Genomic DNA, 16,564 nt, shown 5'->3' with positions numbered 1-16,564 from the left:
AGCCTGAGGTCAGCGGAAGGCGGCGTGGCCGGTGAGCGCCTGGCCGAGCACCAGCGTGTGCATCTCGACGGTGCCCTCGTAGGTCAGCACGGACTCGAGGTTGTTGGCGTGCCGGATGACGGGGTACTCCAGGGAGATGCCGTTGGCGCCGAGGATGGTGCGGGCGGTGCGGCAGATCTCCAGGGCCTCGCGGACGTTGTTGAGCTTGCCGATGCTGACCTGCTCGGGCCGCAGCGTGCCCGCGTCCTTGCGGCGGCCGAGGTGCAGCGCGAGCAGTTGCCCCTTCACCAGCTCCAGGGTCATGTCGGCGAGCTTGGCCTGGGTCAGCTGGAAGCCGGCGATCGGCCTGCCGAACTGCTCGCGCGCGCCGGCGTACTCGAGAGCGGCGTGGAGGGACGAGCGCGCGGCGCCGAGGGCGCCCCAGACGATGCCGTAGCGCGCCTCGTTCAGGCAGGACAGCGGGCCCTTGAGCCCGCGCACCTCGGGCAGCACCGCATCGGCGGGCAGGCGGCAGCCGTCCAGCACCAGCTCGCTGGTCACCGAGGCGCGCAGCGACATCTTGTGCTTGATCTCCGGCGCCGAGAAGCCCGGGGTGTCCGTCGGCACGACGAAGCCGCGGATGCCGTCCTCGGTCTGCGCCCAGACCACGGCCACGTCGGCGATCGAGCCGTTGGTGATCCACATCTTGCGGCCGTCGAGCAGCCAGTCGTCGCCGTCGCGGACCGCGCGGGTGCGCATGCCGCCGGGGTCGGAGCCGTGGTCGGGCTCGGTGAGGCCGAAGCAGCCGATGGCCTCGCCGGCCGCCATCCGGGGCAGCCACTCCTGCTTCTGCTCCTCGGACCCGAACCGCCAGATCGCGTACATCGCCAACGATCCCTGCACCGACACCATCGAGCGGACCCCGGAGTCGCAGGCCTCGAGCTCGAGGCAGGCCAGGCCGTAGTCCACCGCGGACATGCCGGCGCAGCCGTAGCCCTCGAGGTGCATCCCGAGCAGCCCCATCTCACCGAAGCTGCGCATCAGGCCGCGCGGGTCGTCGATCCGGCCCTCCTCGAACCACCCCGCCACGTGCGGCTGCGCGACCTGATCGACCAGCTGGCGGACGGAGGCGCGGACGTCCCTCTCCTCCTGACTGAGCAGGTCGTCGATGCCCGCGGGGTCGGCCGGGTCGAACGGGGGAAGCTGGTCGGCGGTGCTCATCGGTGCTCCTGGAGGTGGGATCGGATCTCGGTCGTGTGCTGGCCGAGCGTCGGGGGTGGGGTGGGTGGGGGTAGCGGGCTGCGGCCCCAGCGGATCGGGTGACGGACCTGCCGAGGATGCCCGTCGCCCACCTCGACGGTGGGGTCGAGCCCGAGCCGGTCGGCGTACTCGAGGGCGTGGGCGACGTCGTTGACCTGACCGGCCGCGACGCCCGCCTCGGTGAGCCGGCGTACCCAGGTCTCCGCGTCGTCGGTCGCCAGCGCGCGCTCCAGCACCTCGACCAGCGCCGCCCGGTGCTCGACCCGGTCGCGATTGTGCAGAAACGACATGCCCGGGTCGCCGTTTGATGACGTTTGTGCCGAAACGACAGCCACGGCGCCCACCCCCAGCACCCCACACAACCGCCGGAACTGGTCGTCGTTCCCACACGCCACGGCGACCAGGCCGTCACGACAGCGCAGCGTCTCGTACGGCGCGATGGAGGGGTGCTGGTTGCCCATCCGTCCGGGCGCGACGCCGGTCGTCAGCGTGGCGGAGGCCTGGTTGACGAGGGAACCCAGCAGGCTGGTGAGCAGCGACACCTCGATCCGCTGCCCCAGGCCGCTTCGCTCCCGCTCGCGCAGCGCGGCGAGGATGCCGATGACGGCGTCCTTGCCGGTGAGGACGTCGACGAGCGCCACGCCCACCTTGGTGGGCTCGCCCCCGGCCTGCCCGGTGATGCTCATCAGCCCACCGACGGCCTGCACGACGAAGTCGTACCCGGGCAGCGTGGCCCCCTCGCCGCTGCCGAACCCGGTGATCGAGCAGTAGACCAACCGCGGGTTGTCCGCGGCGAGCGCGTCGAAGCCGAGCCCGAGCCGGTCCATGGTGCCGGTGAGGAAGTTCTCGACGACCACGTCGGCCTCGGCCGCCAGCCGCCGGGCCACCGCCAGGTCGCCCGCGTCGCGCAGGTCGAGGGCGACGCTGCGCTTGGACCGGTTGACGCAGGCGAAGTACGACGACCCGTGGGCGTCCCAGGGTGGACCCCACTGCCGGGTGTCGTCCCCGGTGCCGGGCCGCTCGACCTTGACCACCTCGGCGCCCAGGTCGGCGAGCGTCATGGTGGCCAGCGGGCCGGCCAGCACCCGGCTGAAGTCGGCGACCTTCACCCCCGCCAGGGGTGCCTCGTTCACGCCAACCTCCCGTCGACCCGACGCGGCAGCCGCCACGGGCTGTCCTCGCGCAGCGGCGGGGGCAGGGCGGGGCCCGGCACGCTCTGCCAGGTCACCGGACGGGTGAACCGACCGAGGGCGGCGGCGCCCACCGAGGTCGCGGTGGGCTGGGTCGTCGCCGGCCACGGGCCGCCGTGCTGCTGTGACCAGGTGAGTGCGACGCCGGTCGGCCAGTCGTCCACCATCACCCGGCCGACCCGGCGACCGAGGTCGCGCACCAGCGCGGGCACCTCGGGGTCGTCGGGACCGCCACTCTGCACGCTCGCCGCCAGCGCGCCCGGCAGGCCGGCGAGCAGGCCCTCGAGCTCGGCTCGGCCGTCGTACTCCACGACCAGGGCCGTCGGCCCGAAGCACTCCTCGAGGAGCGGCGAACCCGCGCGCACGTCGCTCGCGGCGGCCGCGAACACGGTCGGCTCGGCGCCCCAGCCGCCCGCCGGCGCGGCCGCCCGGCCGACCTGCCGGGCACCGGCGTCGGCGAGCCGGGCCCGCCCCCGGTCGTAGGCCTCGGCGATCGACTCGGTCAGCAGCCACCCGGAGGGCGACGCCGCCTCGAGGGCGGCCACCACCCGATCCGCCGCGCCGTGGCCCGCCGGGACGAGCAGCAGACCCGGCTTGGTGCAGAACTGGCCCATGCCCAGGGTGTACGACGCCACGAAGCCGGCCGCGACCTCGTCCAGGCGGTCGGTCCCCCGACCGGTGACGACGACGGGGTTGACGGTGCCCATCTCGGCATAGACGGGGATCGGCACCGGGCGACGCTGGGCGGCGCGCCACAGCGCCATCCCGCCGGCCTGCGAGCCGGTGAACGCCACCGCGGCCACCGGCGCAGCCTCGACCAGGGCAACCCCCGCCTCGAAGCCCGAGACGGCGGCCAGGGTCCCCTCGGGGGCGCCGGCCGCGGCCAGGGCCGTCGCGGCGACCTCGGCCAGCCGGCGTCCGGTCTCCGGGTGTGCCGGGTGGATCTTGCCGAGGACGGGGCATCCGGCGGCCAGCGCCGAGGCCGTGTCGTGGCCGAGCGTCCCGAACGCGAACGGGAAGTTGCTGGCCCCGAGCACCGCCACCGGGCCGAGCGGCACCTGCATCCGGCGCAGGTCCGGCGTCGTCTCGGTCCGGTGGTCCACGGTCAGCTCCAGCCAGGAGCCCTCGGCGGCGACGTCGCCGTAGAACCGCAGCTGCTGGGCGCATCGCGCCAGCTCACCGGCGAGCCGTTCCTCGCCGAGCCCGGTCTCGGCGTCCGCGACCCGCACCAGCAGGTCCGCAGCCGCGTCGAGGGCGTCGGCGAGCGCCCGCAGCCACCCTCGGCGCTCGTCCGGGTGCCGAGCGGCCACGTCGTCGGCGGCGGCGGCCGCGGCGGCGACCTGGCGCTGCAGCTCGTCGGCCGTGGTGGTCGGCAGCTCCTCCCGCCGCGCACCGGTGCGGGCTGCATAGCTGGTGTCCAGGGACATGGTCGGCCTCCTCCGCCGGTCAGGATAGGCCCGCGGAGGAGCGCGGGAACACTACACTTCGGCGCATGAAGCGCCTCTCCTCTGCCACTATGGCCAGCCCCGACGCCGAGCTGGTCCCGCTGCGGTGGCTGGTGGAGCGAGCCGACCTGGCCCTGGTGCCACACCATCTGCCGGACCCCGGCCTGGCCGTCGGGTGGGCGCACGCCATCGAGCTCGACGACCCGGCTCCCTGGCTCCCCGCTCCGCACCGCGCCGGGCCGGGCCTGGTGCTGACCACCGGACTGCGGCTGCCGCGCACCAAACAGGGTCAGGAGGCCTACGTCGCCCGGCTCCACGAGGCGGGGGTCGGCGCCCTCGGGGTCGGGACCGGTCTGCGGTTCGCGGCGATGCCCTTCGCGGTGGCCGCCGCGTGCCGCGACCGGGGACTTCCGCTGCTCGAGGTCCCGCTGGAGACGCCGTTCCTGGCGGTGGTCCGCGCCGTCGCCGACCGGGTGGCGGAGCTCCGGGCCGAGCGGCTGCGCGCCTCCGTGCGGGCCCAGCAGCGGCTGACCCGGGCGGCCGTACGACGCGGCGCGGCGGGCGTCTGTGCCGAGCTGGCGCGCGCCGTGGGGGTCGCGACGCTCGCCCTCACCCGCGACGGGCTGGTCCTCGCCCGGGCCGGTGCCCCGGCCGTTCCCGTGGCCGAGGTCCTCGAGGCGGTCGCCGCAGAGGGCGCACCGGGGCCGGTGGTCGTGAGCGACGCCGCGCGGACCCTGGAGGTGCAGCCCCTCGGACCAGCGCCCCGCGAGGTGACCGCCTGGCTGGCGGTGGCCCGAGCGACCCCGCTGGATCCCACCGAACGGCTGGTGGTGAGCCATGCGGTCGGCGTCCTCACGCTCGAGGTGGAGCAGTCGGGGCGGCCGGACGACACGCTGCGGGAGCGCATCCTCGACCAGCTGCTCAGCGGCAGGACGAGCGACCCGGCCGACCTGGCGCGGGCCGCCGGCCTCGACCCGGACGACCTGCTCGTGCTCACCGGGCTCAGGGTCGACGACGACGCCGTCGCTCGCCGGGTGGTCAGCGCCGCCGTGCGGACGCAGGCGCTCCTCGCCGCCCCGGAGCCGGGCGGTCACTCCGCGTGGCTGCTGCTGACGTCACCTGCCGGCGCCAGGGCGCTGGCCGCCTCGCTGCCCGAGGTCGCCAGCGCGGTGCTGTCGCCGCCGGTGTCGCTGGCCGCCCTGCCGACCATGGTGCCGCTCGTGCGGCGCGCCCTCGCCGCGGCGCCGCCGGGCTCGGTGGTCCCGCTCGCGACCGATCCCGCCGCCCTGGTCGCCGCCGACCCGACCGTGCTCTCCGTGGTCGATCCCTGGCTCACCGCCCTGCGTGAGTACGACGCGGCGCACGGCGCGGATCTCGTGCCCAGCCTGGCGGCCTACCTCCGGCATCACGCGGTCTGGGACCCGGCCGCCCAGGCCGTGGGCGTGCACCGGCACACCCTGCGCCACCGGGTCGGACGGGCCGCGGACATCGCCGGGTTCGACCTCGACGACCCTCGCCATCGGGCCCTGCTCACGCTGGCGCTCACGACCCCCACGTGAGAGCCGGACGCCGGTCACTCCCACTCGATGGTGCCCGGCGGCTTCGAGGTGACGTCGAGGGTCACCCGGTTGACCTCCGGGACCTCGTTGGTGATCCGGGTCGAGATCCGCTCCAGCACGTCGTAGGGGACCCGGGCCCAGTCGGCGGTCATCGCATCCTCGGAGGTCACCGGGCGGAGCACGACGGGGTGACCGTAGGTGCGTCCGTCACCCTGGACCCCGACCGAACGGACATCGGCGAGCAGCACGACCGGCATCTGCCAGATCTGCCGGTCGAGGCCGGCGCGGGTCATCTCCTCGCGGGCGATCAGGTCGGCAGCGCGCAGGATGTCGAGACGCTCGCGGGTCACCTCCCCGATGATCCGGATGCCCAGCCCGGGGCCGGGGAACGGCTGCCGCCACACCATCGTCGAGGGCAGCCCGAGCTGCTCGCCCACCTGGCGCACCTCGTCCTTGAACAGCGTGCGCAGCGGCTCGACCAGCGCGAACTGGAGGTCGTCCGGGAGGCCGCCGACGTTGTGGTGCGACTTGATGTTGGAGGTGCCGGCACCGCCGCCGGACTCGACGACGTCGGGATAGAGGGTGCCCTGCACGAGGTAGGCGGTGGTGCCGGCGGCCGCGTCGCCGAAGACCCGCGCCTCGGCGGCCTCGAAGGTCCGGATGAACTCCCGACCGATGATCTTGCGCTTCTCCTCGGGGTCCACGATGCCCTCCAACGCTCCGAGGAACGTCTCCGAGGCGTCGACCACGTCGAGGGTGTCGAAGACCGCCTCGAAGTCACGGCGTACCTGCTCGGTCTCGCCGGAGCGCATCATGCCGTGGTCGACGTAGACACACGTGAGCCGGTCGCCGATGGCCCGTTGCACGATGGCCGCGGCGACCGCCGAGTCGACACCGCCGGACAGCGCGCAGAGGGCACGACCGTCGCCGACCTGGGCTTGGATCTTCTCGACCTGCTCCTCGACGATGTTGACCATCGTCCAGGTCTGCCGGCATCCGGCGATGTCGTGGAGGAAGTGCTCGAGCACCTGCTGCCCGTGCTCGGTGTGCAGCACCTCGGGGTGCCACTGCACGCCCGCGATCCGCCGGTCGAGGTCCTCGAACGCGGCCACGGGGGTCACGTCGGTCGCTGCCAGCACGGTGAAGCCGTCGGGCGCCTGGGCCACCGAGTCGCCGTGGGACATCCAGACCTTGTGCTCGGCGGGCAGGTCGGCCAGCAGCACTCCCGGCGCCGAGACCCGGACCTGGGTCCGGCCGTACTCCCGGGCACCGGTGTGCTCGACCCGGCCCCCCATCCCCTGCGCCATCAGCTGGAAGCCGTAGCACATGCCGAACACCGGCACCCCGGCCTCGAAGACGGCGGCGTCGACGGCCGGCGCTCCCGGCTCGTAGACCGAGGACGGGCCCCCGGAGAGGATGATCGCGCGTGGCTCGCGGGCCAGCATCTCTGCGATCGGCATCGTGTGCGGCACGATCTCGGAGTAGACCCGCGCCTCGCGCACGCGCCGCGCGATCAGCTGGGCGTACTGCGCCCCGAAGTCGACCACCAGGACCAGATCGTGTGCCACCTCTTGCACTCGCGCGGCCTCTCTTCTCGCAGGCGTCGGTGAAGCCGCGAGTCTATCCGGCCGCGGGTGTCGAGCACGTGGCGCCTCACCCGTCGCCACACGCCAAGATCGCGGTGGCCGACGCCTCCACCGCCTCGTCGACGACCTTCGGGACGGCGCGGCCGAGATGGGGACGGACCAGGCCGTAGGGAGCGACCCGGGTGGCGAGCCCCACGAGCTCCGTGTGCCGCCGGTCGGCGCGGCCGTAGCGCTCCCGTGTCAGCCGCCGGGTCAGGGCCAGGAGATCGTCGTTGACGTGGGCGACCTGGTCCTCGAGCTCGGCGGGGCAGTCGTCGAGCAAGCGGGTCTGCCGGAACAGCGTCAGCGCTCTGGCCTCGTCCGGATGGGCCCGGCAGTAGCGCGGGACGTGCAGTGCGCACTCGACCAACGCGGTGCCGGCCGGGCCCGACGCGGCCAGCTCGAAGAGGCCGGCCTGGAAGCGCTGCACGCTGCGCAGCCAGAGACTGGCCAACAGCACGTCCCGGGAGCTGAAGCGGTGGTAGATCGAGCCGACCGGCCCGCCGAGCTCCCCCGCCACCTCGGTGACCGTCACCGCGTGGCCGGAGCGGGCGACGCCCGCCAGGGCCGCGTCGAGCACCTGGTCGTCGGTGAACTTGGCAGGTCGAGCCACGGGTGTCATTCTAGAGGAACTGTTCTAGAATTCCGATTCACTTTGAAGGGAGCGGTCCATGGGCACACCGATCACCACGCTGGCCGCCGCACTGCCCGCGGCGGAGTTCGTCGAGCACCACTGCACGGTCGTCGAGGCGCCACCCGATCGGGTCTGGGACGCCCTCCACGCCACCACCTGGGCCGAGCTGCGGCTCACCCGCCCCCTGATGCTCGCCCGCGGGCTGGGCCTGCGACGCGGTCGCCCCGTGCCCCTCCTGGGGCCCGGCGGGCCCGTCGAGACGGTGCGATCCGACCCACCGCACTACGCAGCCGGCGTCCGGGTGGCACGCCCGTGGCAGCCGGTCCCCGATCGGGGCCCGGACATGGCGACCCTGGACGAGATCGCTGCGTTCTCCGGTCGCGGCTGGCTGAAGTTCGGCATGGACTTCCGCCTCCACGAGCTCCCCGGGGGGCGCACCCGACTCGAGACCACCACCCTCTGCGAGCCGACCGACGGACATGCCCGCCGGGCCTTCGCACGCTACTGGCGGGTCATCCGGCCCTTCAGCGGGCTGATCCGGCGCGAGATGCTGCGCGCCGTACGCCGTCGCGCCGAGCGCTGATCGAGGTCACCGCGGCGCGTCCTCGCCGACCCGGCCGTCGACCGCCTCGCGGAGGATGTCGGCGTGGCCCAGGTGTCGGGCGTACTCCTCGACCATGTCGACGACGACTCGCCGGGTGGACGGTCGCCGGCCGTCGGGCCATGTGAACGCCGCCGGCCCGTCAAGGCCGCCGCCGGCGAGCGCCTCGGCCAGGCAGCGCCGAGCGCGGTCGGTGGAGGCCCACCACAGGGCGTAGAGCTCGTCGGGTGAGTCCTCAGCCGCCGAGTGCCACTCCCAGTCGGGGTCGGCATCCCAGTCGGCGGTGGCCCACGGCTCGCCGTGCTTCTCCCCGCGCAGCCTGGCGGCGAACCAGTCGACCTCGACCAGGGCGAGATGCTTGACCAGGCCACCGAGCGTCATCGACGAGGCGGCCGTGGTGGCGCGCAGTCCGGCGGCGTCCAGGTCACCGGTCTTCCACGCGAAGGTGCGCCGGAGCCGCTCGAGCTCGCCGAGCAGCGAGTCGACCTCGGAGCCACCCATCGGTGGCTCGACGGGGAGCCCGGTCACGCTGTCGGTCGTGTCTTCCTCGTGCATGGCCGAGAGCCTAGGCTCCTTTCCGGACGGTTCCCGACCGCAGAGGGCGCGACGATGACGCTGATGGACGATGCCTCTCCGACCGCGAGGTCGCTGGCCCTGCTGGAGCTGGTGCAGGCTCGGCCCGGGATCGCGGCCGCCGACCTGGCCGAGCGGCTGGGCGTGTCCGAGCGAGCGGTCCGCCGGCACGTCGAGACCCTGCGCCGGGCCGGCATCCCGATCGAGTCGACCCGGGGCCGTTACGGCGGCTACCGCGCCGGCCGCGGACTCCGGCTGCCACCGCTGATGTTCACCGGTCCGGAGGCGCTGGGCCTGGTGATGGCGGTGCTCGAGGGGCGGGGCGACACGGCCGCCGACCCCGACGCCGACGAGCCGGTGGCCACGGCCCTGCACAAGATCGTCCGGGTGCTGCCCGCGTCGCTGGCGACCGCGGCCCGGGCGGTGCGGGAGGTGTCGACGGCCTACCAGCCGACCGGCCCGCGGGTGGACCCCGAGACGGTGGCCGCACTCGTGCAGGCCGCGGCCGCCGGGCGGCGGGTCCGCATCGGCTACGCGCCCGAGGCGCGGCCGGAGCGGCCCATGGAGATCGACCCGTGGGCCGTCGTGCTGCGCCGACAGCGGTGGTACGTCCTCGGCTGGTCGCACACGGTCAGCGCGCGCCGGGTGCTCCGCATCGACCGGGTCGGGAGCGTGCGCGAGCTGGACGAGCCCTTCGAGCCACCGGCCGGCCTCGACCCCGTCGCGGTGGTCGACGAGCACCTGTCGGAGGGGTGGGCGCACGACGTGGAGCTGGTCGTCGACGCCCCGCCCGCCTACGTCGCCCGGTTCCTGCCGCGCACCCACGGCCGGCTCGAGCCGCTCGGCGGCGACCGCACCCGCGTGGTCGGCTCCACCAACGACCCGGGCCACTACGCCGCCCGCCTCGCCTTCCTCGGCGTGCCGTTCCAGGTCGTCTCCCCCGTCGAGCTGCGGGACGCCTGCCTGCGGCTCAGTGAGACGTTCCGGGCCGCCGCCGGCTGACGGCAGCGGTCCCCTCGATCCACGCGTGGGCGGCGACCAGCTCGCCGACCAGCGTCTCGGTCAGCAGCCGCACGTCGTCGACCTCGTCGTGGCGGAAGCGCAAGGTCTCGGTGGCGCCGGCCACGTCGGCGCCGACGGCCACGACCGTCGACCCGCGCCGGCCCGTCCAGTCGAGCAGCTGCGGCTCCCAGCGGGAGCCGGCGAGCAGCAGCATCCGGTAGTCGGTGGTCTTGGTGAGATAGACGTCGACGTGGCTCCAGTCACCGGTCTCGCACCCGACGGCGGGGAGCCGCGGGCCCTCCCGCAGCATCAGCGCCGACTGCAGCGCCGAGGACAGCCGCCGCGCGGGTGCGACCACGTGGGTGCCGGACGGCCCGAGCAGCAGCTCGGCCAGCCGCGGCCGCCAGTGGGCGGCTCGCGACAGCAGGTCGGCGGTCGCGTCGGCCGCCAGCCCCACGGGCGGCGGCGGCCCAGCGGTCAGCCGGGACTCGAGGGCCAGCAGCAGCGCCAGCGTGTGCTGGAACGAGCGGCAGGCCACCCCGCCGCGCTCCTCGCCGGCCTCCATCCACACGGTGCGCGAGGCGCGCTCGGTCAGCGGGCCGGGCCGGTTGGCCAACGCCACGAACGGCGCGCCGATCCGGTCGACGGCGTCCAGGGTCTCCACCGAGCCGGCGGACGCGGAGACCGCGACGACCAACGTCTCGGCCGAGACCCGGGGCAGCAGGTCGCTGCTGGCGAGCTCGGCCACCGCCGGCACGCCCCCGGCGCGCAGCCGGGCGGCAGCCACCAGGTTGGCGTAGTGCGAGGAGCCCATGCCGAGCAGCAGCACCTCGGCAGGTGACCGCACGAAGCCCCACGCGTCGCCCACGTCCAACGACCGCAGCGTCTCGGGCTTCGCCTCCAGGTCGGCCAGGAACAGCTCGGGACTCACGACAGCCCCCGGCGCCGCAGCGCGGCCTCGGGCACGTAGCGCCAGCGCGGCAGGTGGGAGTCGGCATAGGCCAGCTCGCGGTGGATCTGGTCGAGCATCAGCGGCTCCAGCAGGTCGAGGTCGAGCAGCGCGTCGGCCACGCTGCGGTAGCCGTCCAGGAACTCGCCCTGGACGCGATCGGTCCAGGCCACCACGTCGGCCTCGGCCAGCTGCGGATCGTAGCGCCGGACCACGTGGCCGACGTTCTCCAGCGAGACCAGCATGCCCGCGACGTCGTACGCCGCCGGGCGGTGGGCCGCTCGCTGCTGCGGTGTCAGCGTCGGGTTGCCGTCGAAGTCGATGACGAAGAGTCGGCCCGCCGGTGTCCGCAGCACCTGCCCGACGTGGAAGTCGCCGTGGTCGGCGATCGGCCCGGTCGGCCCGTCGGCGAGCGCCTGGTGCATCACCCCGGTCAGCTCGCCCAACGCCGTGGCGAAGGGCTGGGACGCCCCCGAGCGCAGACCCAGCGCGACCCGCGCCTCCTCGAGACACCACGTCCAGCCGTCGGTGGCCTCGGGCACCAGGTCGGAGGCCACCACGACCGGCACCCAGTGACCGTCCGGGGTGGACCACTCGGCGAGCCCCCGGAGGCGCGGGGTGGCCGCGAACCCGGCCTCGGCGAGCCGGCGCAGCCGCTCGGCGGCGGGCTGCGGCCCGACCAGCGGCTCGGTGATCCACTTGACCACGACCGCCTCGCCGACCACCCACGAGGAGTTCGTCTGGTCGACCTCGATCCGGCGCTCCACGGGGTCGGCGTCCGCCGGGTCGCCGCGGGTCAGCCGGAACCCGTCGGGCACCCCGTCGCCACCGGCCAGCAGCGCGACGAAGCGCGTGCTGTCACCGGGTGTGGGCGATGGCTGCCGCCACTCCCCCGAGACCTCCCGGACGCGTAGCGGGAACGACGCGACCACCGGCGCGTCAGCGCCCGGCGCGGTGCTCGAGGCCGACCCGCTCGATGACGTCGGCGCCGACCCGCAGCCCCTCCTCGGAACGGATCTGCGCGCCGACCTCCGCGCAACGCTGGCGCAGCGCGCTGTCACCGAGCAGCTCCTCGACCGCCGCCAGCAGCTCCTCGTCGGCGAAGTCGTAGGTCGCGAGCCGGCGCCCGAAGCCCCGCTCGTGGACGCGCTGGGCGTTGTCGTACTGGTCCCAGAACAGCGGCAGCACGATCATCGGCTTGCCGAAGTGCATCGACTCGGTGGTGGTGTTGTTGCCGCCGTGGGTGATCACCAGGTCGACCTGCGGGATGATCTTCGTCTGCGGCACGATGGCGTCACCGGTCATGTTGTCGGCGAGCCGGATCTCGTCCGAGCGCGGCCCCATGCTGACGATCACCCGGTGCCGGGTCGTCCCGAGCAGGTCGACCAGCCGCTGCAGCAGGCCGATGTCGGCGCCGCCGAGCGAGCCGAGGGAGAGGTAGATCAGCGCGGAGTCGGCGGGCCGGTCGCGGACGTCGTCGGGCAGCCGATAGTCCTCGTCGGTCTCCCGGACGCTGGAGGACATCCGGTGCCAGGTGTCGTCGAGCGGGCGCGCGGCGACGTAGTCGAGCGCCTCGGGATAGACGTAGAGGTTGGCGGCGGCCGAGGTGTGGATGAAGTCGCGGCGCGGCAGCGCCGGCGTCCCCTGCTCCTGCACCCAGGCGTTGAACGACGCCCAGGTCTCGCCGTGGGTGCGGTCGAACTCCTCCAGGAACGCCGCCCACGGTCCGTGGTCGTCCTCGGCGTAGCCCGAGAAGACGGGCGCGATGTCGTCGCCGCGGACCTCGAGCGGGTTGCACGACACGATCCGGACGTACGGCGCGCCCGAGGTGAGCAGCGCCGGGAAGGCCACCACGTTGTCCTCGACCAGCACGTCGGGCCGGTGCTCCTCGATGATCGCGCGCAGCTGCGGCTCGCAGTACCTCGCTCCGTCGATCAGCGCCTGGTAGGTCGGCTGGATGAACGACGCCAGCTGCTCGATGGTGGGCTTGCGGAACTCCGGTGCCGTCTCGTTGATGAAGTCGATCCAGAACTGCCCGGCCGCCTCCTCCGACGCGTCGGGGTCGGGCTCGGCCAGGTCGACCAGGGCCTCCACGAAGCCCAGCGGGGCCAGCCTGCCCTCCCAGGACCGTTCGGCCGCGAACACCACCCGGTGCCCGCGGTCGAGCAGCACCTTGCCCAGCCCGATGCACTGGTTGGTCGGGCCGTAGGCGGACTCGGGCATGAACAGCACCGTGAGCCGGTCGGTCTGGTCGGTCATCCGGGCTCCTTCCGGAGGGGGCGGACGAAGGCTACCGGCCCCAGGGGCGCCGTGGGGTCCCCTGGGCAGCCATGGTCAGGAGACGCCGACGATGGGCAGCCGCAGCGCGCCCGGCGCGTCCTCGGGAACCACGGGAGCGCGCGGCGCGACGGCCGGCACCGGGGCATACGCCTCGCCCAGGGCGGGGCGCGGGTCGGGCTCCCCCTTGTTGGGCCAGAACGCCATGGCGCGCTCGGCCTGGGCGGTGATCGTCAGCGACGGGTTCACCCCGAGGTTGGCCGAGAGCGCGGTGCCGTCGACCACGTGCAGGCCCTCGTGGCCGAAGACCCGCTGCCAGCCGTCGACCACACCGGAGTCGGCGTCGGCGCCGATCACGGCGCCCCCGATGAAGTGGGCGGTCAGGGGACGGTTGAACGGCTCGCCGATGGTGCCGCCGGGGCGGCCGCCGATGATCCGGGCCATGATCCGCACGGCGCGGTTGGCGACGGGGATCCACGTCGGGTTGGGCTCGCCGTGCCCCTGGCGCGACGTGAGCACCCGCCGGCCGGTGGCCCGGGACCGCGTGGTGTAGGTGGTGATCGAGTTGTCGCGGCTCTGCATCACCAGGGCGATCACCGAGCGCTCCGACCAGTGCTTGAAGTCCCAGAAGTCGCGCAGGCCGCGGCGTTGCCGCCACATCTCCTTGGCCCAGGTGCGCCAGCGCGGCTCCGGACCGTCGCCGTCGGTGAGCACGGTCTGCAGGAGCGACATCAGGTTGCTGCCCTTGCCGTAGCGCACCGGCTCGATGTGGGTGTCCTCGTCGGGGTGGAACGACGAGGTGATGGCGACCCCCTGGCTGTAGTCGGCTCCGGTGTCGACGGCCCCGACGGCGCCGAGGATCGACTCGGAGTTGGTGCGCGACAGCTGGCCCAGCCGGGCGGAGAGGTGTGGCAGCGACCCCTCGTCCCGCATCGCGTGCAGCAGCCGCTGGGTGCCCAGCGCGGAGGCCGCGAACACGACCTGGTCGGCGCTCAGCACCCGGGTGTGGGCCCGGCGCCGACCGGCCAGCGAGGTGGTCGGCCGGACGTGGACGGCGTACCCGCCGGTGGTGCGGGGCACCACACGCGTGACCGTGCTCAGCGGAAGGATCTCCGCTCCGGCCGCCTCGGCCAGGTGCAGGTAGTTCTTGACCAGGGTGTTCTTGGCGTTGTGACGGCAGCCGGTCATGCACTCGCCGCAGTTGCGGCAGGGGTTGCGGTCGGGGCCGAGCCCGCCGAAGTAGGGGTCGGCGACGGTGTCGGTGGGCTGCTGCCCGGGACCGCCGAAGAACACGCCGACCGGTGTGGGGTGGAACGTGTCGGCCACACCCATCTCGTCGGCGACCTGCTGCATCACCTCGTCGGAGGGGGTGTGCACGGGGTTCTCGACCACGCCGAGCATCCGCTTCGCCTGGTCGAAGTACGGCGCCAGCTCGGCTCGCCAGTCGGCGATGTCGCGCCACTGCGGGTCGTCGTAGAACGCGGGCCGCGGCTCGTAGAGGGTGTTGGCATAGACCAGGCTGCCGCCGCCGACACCCGCGCCGGAGAGGATGAGGCAGTCACGCAGCAGGTCGATGCGCTGGATGCCGAGGCACCCGACCTCGGGCCGGAAGAGGAACCTCCGGGTGTCGAACGAGGTCGCCGCGAACTCGTCGTCGGCGAAGCGGGCGCCGGCCTCCAGGACCCCGACCCGGTAGCCCTTCTCCGTGAGCCGCAGCGCGGCCACCGAGCCGCCGAAGCCGGAGCCGACGACCAGGACGTCGTAGTCGGTCATCGTTCGCGCTCCTCCCCGGCCCCGCTCACCCCGCGCGACCGAGCTTGTGGGAGACCCGCATGTAGGCCGTCATCACCTTGGCGTAGGCCTCGTCGGACATGCCGAGCATCGGCGAGAGCCGCAGCAGGCGCTGGGTGGCGACCGTCTGCGGTTCGGTGTAGCGGAGCAGCCCCTCGGCGCCCTGACGGCGTCCGAGGCCGGAGTCGCGCATGCCGCCCATCGGCGCATCCATGCTGCCGAACGTGGCTCCGAACGCCTCGTTGATGTTGACGCTGCCGCAGCGGATCTGCGCCGCCAGCGCCCGGGCCCGGGAGCCGTCCTGGCTGTAGATCGCTGCGTTCAGGCCGTAGTCGCCGTCGTTGGCGCGGGCGACGGCCTCCGCCTCGTCGTGGAACCGGTAGACCGAGACCACGGGCCCGAAGGTCTCCTGGCCGAAGCAGACCATGGAGGGCGTGACACCCTCGAGGATGGTGGGCTCGAAGAAGAACGGCCCGAGGTCGGGTCGGTGCCGGCCGCCGGTCAGCACGCGGGCGCCCTGCGCCACGGCGTCGTCGACGTGCGCCTGGACCGCGTCGAGCTGTCGCTGCGAGATCAGCGGGCCCATGTCGACGCCCCAGTCGAGCGAGGCGCCCAGCGACATCGCCTCGGTCCGGGCGACGAACCGCTCGACGAAGCGGTCGTAGACCTGGTCGGCGACGTACATCCGCTCGGTGGAGACGCACAGCTGGCCGGCGTTGGAGAAGCAGGCGCGGACGGCCCCTTCGGCGGCCCGCTCGACGTCGGCGTCGCGCAGCACCAGGATCGGGTTCTTGCCACCGAGCTCCAGCGAGCAGCCGATCAGCCGGTCGGCGCAGGCCTTCGCGATGGAGCGGCCGGTGGCCGTGGAGCCGGTGAACGCGATGTAGTCGGCATGCCGGATCACCTCCGGACCGATCTCCTGCCCGGGGCCGGCGACCACCTGCCACAGGTCCGCGGGCAGACCGGCCTCCTCGAGCAGCTCGGCCCCGAGCAGGGCGCTGAGCATCGTCTGATGATCGGGTTTGGTGACCACCGCGTTGCCCGCGAGCAGCGCCGGCAGACCGTCGGACAGCGCCATCGTGAAGGGATAGTTCCACGGCGAGATGACGCCGACGACGCCCTTGGGGACCCGGTTGACCTCGACCCGGGTGAGCACCGGCATCACGCCGGGCCGGCGGGAGGGCCGCAGGTGGCGATGCGCGGTGCGGGCGTAGTAGCGCGCGGTGAGCGCGACGTGCAGCGGCTCGTCGAACGCGTGCTTGCGGGACTTGCCGGACTCCCAGCCGATCAGGTCGAGGATCTCGTCGAGCCGGTCGAGCACCAGGTCGTGGAGCCGAAGCAGCACCTCGGCCCGATCGTCGAGGTCGACCCGCATCCAGGCCCGTTGTGCCCTGCGAGCCCGGGCGAACGCGTCGGCGACGTCCTGGCCGGTGGACTGCGGGAGGTGGGCCAGCGGTTGGTCGTTGAGCGGCGACCGCACCTCCTCGGTCCGCCCCGAGGTGGCGGCGATCCGGTCGGTGAGGGCAGCGACATAGGACCGGTCGAGGGCGTAGGACGCCGTCGGGTCGTGTTCGGGATCGCGGGGGCCGACCGCCGGGTCGGCAGGGTGCTGCGACGTCATACTGCCGAGACTAGGCCAGGGGTGGGCCGGCTGGTGCTGCGGTGTGGTCCAATTCCGC

14 protein-coding genes are annotated in these 16,564 nt (G+C 73.8%); 3 read left to right on the top strand and 11 right to left on the bottom strand.

The window, feature by feature from the left end:
* Positions 1 to 9: 9 nt before the first annotated feature.
* From R2740_RS01555 to R2740_RS01545, 3 genes are read right to left on the bottom strand one after another with little or no spacing between them, the layout of a single operon-like run.
* Positions 10 to 1,200, bottom strand: coding sequence for an acyl-CoA dehydrogenase family protein (locus R2740_RS01555; RefSeq protein WP_371300927.1), 1,191 nt, complete (start codon positions 1,198 to 1,200; stop codon positions 10 to 12).
* Complete coding sequence (locus tag R2740_RS01550; protein ID WP_371300926.1) at positions 1,197 to 2,372, bottom strand: CaiB/BaiF CoA transferase family protein; 1,176 nt, start codon at positions 2,370 to 2,372, stop codon at positions 1,197 to 1,199. The genes R2740_RS01555 and R2740_RS01550 overlap by 4 nt, the downstream gene beginning before the upstream one ends.
* Positions 2,369 to 3,856 carry an aldehyde dehydrogenase family protein gene (locus tag R2740_RS01545; RefSeq protein ID WP_371300925.1) on the bottom strand — a complete coding sequence of 496 codons (1,488 nt, stop codon included), beginning with the start codon at positions 3,854 to 3,856 and terminating at the stop codon, positions 2,369 to 2,371. Before R2740_RS01545 ends, R2740_RS01550 begins: the two co-directional genes overlap by 4 nt.
* A 65-nt stretch (positions 3,857 to 3,921) precedes the next feature.
* On the opposite strand from R2740_RS01545, the gene R2740_RS01540 reads away from it, so the two are divergent.
* Positions 3,922 to 5,433 (top strand): PucR family transcriptional regulator ligand-binding domain-containing protein, encoded by a 1,512-nt coding sequence (locus tag R2740_RS01540; protein ID WP_371300924.1) that lies wholly within the window; start codon positions 3,922 to 3,924, stop codon positions 5,431 to 5,433.
* A 14-nt stretch (positions 5,434 to 5,447) separates the two neighbouring features.
* On the opposite strand, the gene guaA is transcribed toward R2740_RS01540, so the two are convergent.
* Both guaA and R2740_RS01530 read right to left on the bottom strand, forming a co-directional pair.
* Positions 5,448 to 7,010 carry a glutamine-hydrolyzing GMP synthase gene (gene guaA, locus R2740_RS01535; RefSeq protein ID WP_371300923.1) on the bottom strand — a complete coding sequence of 521 codons (1,563 nt, stop codon included), beginning with the start codon at positions 7,008 to 7,010 and terminating at the stop codon, positions 5,448 to 5,450.
* A 76-nt stretch (positions 7,011 to 7,086) separates the two neighbouring features.
* Positions 7,087 to 7,671: a TetR/AcrR family transcriptional regulator gene (locus R2740_RS01530; RefSeq protein WP_371300922.1), complete on the bottom strand. Its 585-nt coding sequence runs from the start codon at positions 7,669 to 7,671 to the stop codon at positions 7,087 to 7,089.
* A 58-nt stretch (positions 7,672 to 7,729) separates the two neighbouring features.
* Between R2740_RS01530 and R2740_RS01525 the strand changes: the two genes are divergently transcribed.
* Positions 7,730 to 8,275, top strand: coding sequence for a hypothetical protein (locus R2740_RS01525; protein ID WP_371300921.1), 546 nt, complete (start codon positions 7,730 to 7,732; stop codon positions 8,273 to 8,275).
* Between the two features lie 6 nt (positions 8,276 to 8,281).
* Here the strand turns inward: R2740_RS01525 and R2740_RS01520 are convergent, their stop codons facing one another.
* The gene (locus R2740_RS01520) at positions 8,282 to 8,848 is read right to left on the bottom strand and encodes a DUF664 domain-containing protein (RefSeq protein ID WP_371300920.1); all 567 of its coding nucleotides are present in this window, start codon (positions 8,846 to 8,848) and stop codon (positions 8,282 to 8,284) included.
* A gap of 63 nt (positions 8,849 to 8,911) precedes the next feature.
* Between R2740_RS01520 and R2740_RS01515 the strand changes: the two genes are divergently transcribed.
* Positions 8,912 to 9,868, top strand: coding sequence for a helix-turn-helix transcriptional regulator (locus R2740_RS01515; protein WP_371300919.1), 957 nt, complete (start codon positions 8,912 to 8,914; stop codon positions 9,866 to 9,868).
* On the opposite strand, the gene R2740_RS01510 is transcribed toward R2740_RS01515, so the two are convergent.
* The 5 genes from R2740_RS01510 to R2740_RS01490 all read right to left on the bottom strand — a co-directional run bounded on the left by R2740_RS01510 (position 9,837) and on the right by R2740_RS01490 (position 16,506).
* Positions 9,837 to 10,799 (bottom strand): SIS domain-containing protein, encoded by a 963-nt coding sequence (locus R2740_RS01510; protein WP_371300918.1) that lies wholly within the window; start codon positions 10,797 to 10,799, stop codon positions 9,837 to 9,839. The two genes, R2740_RS01515 and R2740_RS01510, sit on opposite strands and share 32 nt — an antisense overlap.
* Entirely contained in the window at positions 10,796 to 11,749 is a 954-nt protein-coding gene (locus R2740_RS01505) for a hypothetical protein (RefSeq protein WP_371300917.1), read from the bottom strand. Before R2740_RS01505 ends, R2740_RS01510 begins: the two co-directional genes overlap by 4 nt.
* A gap of 7 nt (positions 11,750 to 11,756) precedes the next feature.
* Positions 11,757 to 13,076 carry a nucleotide disphospho-sugar-binding domain-containing protein gene (locus R2740_RS01500; protein ID WP_371300916.1) on the bottom strand — a complete coding sequence of 440 codons (1,320 nt, stop codon included), beginning with the start codon at positions 13,074 to 13,076 and terminating at the stop codon, positions 11,757 to 11,759.
* A gap of 75 nt (positions 13,077 to 13,151) precedes the next feature.
* Positions 13,152 to 14,867, bottom strand: a complete 1,716-nt coding sequence (locus tag R2740_RS01495) for a GMC family oxidoreductase N-terminal domain-containing protein (protein ID WP_371300915.1) — start codon at positions 14,865 to 14,867, stop codon at positions 13,152 to 13,154.
* Between the two features lie 25 nt (positions 14,868 to 14,892).
* Positions 14,893 to 16,506, bottom strand: coding sequence for a succinic semialdehyde dehydrogenase (locus tag R2740_RS01490; RefSeq protein ID WP_371300914.1), 1,614 nt, complete (start codon positions 16,504 to 16,506; stop codon positions 14,893 to 14,895).
* Positions 16,507 to 16,564: the final 58 nt, after the last annotated feature.

The sequence above is a fragment of the Nocardioides sp. genome, assembly GCF_041393715.1.
Taxonomy (GTDB): domain Bacteria; phylum Actinomycetota; class Actinomycetes; order Propionibacteriales; family Nocardioidaceae; genus Nocardioides.
The sequence above is the reverse complement of the archived record's forward strand: the minus strand, read 5'-3'. Positions and strand labels throughout refer to the sequence as shown.

What these genes read in the sequence shown, in the direction of transcription:
- R2740_RS01490 (WP_371300914.1), bottom strand. Translation starts at nt 16,506, where the DNA reads ATGACGTCGCAGCACCCTGCCGACCCGGCGGTCGGCCCCCGCGATCCC.
- R2740_RS01515 (WP_371300919.1), top strand. Translation starts at nt 8,912, where the DNA reads ATGGACGATGCCTCTCCGACCGCGAGGTCGCTGGCCCTGCTGGAGCTG.
- R2740_RS01545 (WP_371300925.1), bottom strand. Translation starts at nt 3,856, where the DNA reads ATGTCCCTGGACACCAGCTATGCAGCCCGCACCGGTGCGCGGCGGGAG.
- R2740_RS01540 (WP_371300924.1), top strand. Translation starts at nt 3,922, where the DNA reads ATGAAGCGCCTCTCCTCTGCCACTATGGCCAGCCCCGACGCCGAGCTG.
- R2740_RS01495 (WP_371300915.1), bottom strand. Translation starts at nt 14,867, where the DNA reads ATGACCGACTACGACGTCCTGGTCGTCGGCTCCGGCTTCGGCGGCTCG.
- R2740_RS01525 (WP_371300921.1), top strand. Translation starts at nt 7,730, where the DNA reads ATGGGCACACCGATCACCACGCTGGCCGCCGCACTGCCCGCGGCGGAG.
- R2740_RS01520 (WP_371300920.1), bottom strand. Translation starts at nt 8,848, where the DNA reads ATGCACGAGGAAGACACGACCGACAGCGTGACCGGGCTCCCCGTCGAG.
- R2740_RS01500 (WP_371300916.1), bottom strand. Translation starts at nt 13,076, where the DNA reads ATGACCGACCAGACCGACCGGCTCACGGTGCTGTTCATGCCCGAGTCC.
- R2740_RS01555 (WP_371300927.1), bottom strand. Translation starts at nt 1,200, where the DNA reads ATGAGCACCGCCGACCAGCTTCCCCCGTTCGACCCGGCCGACCCCGCG.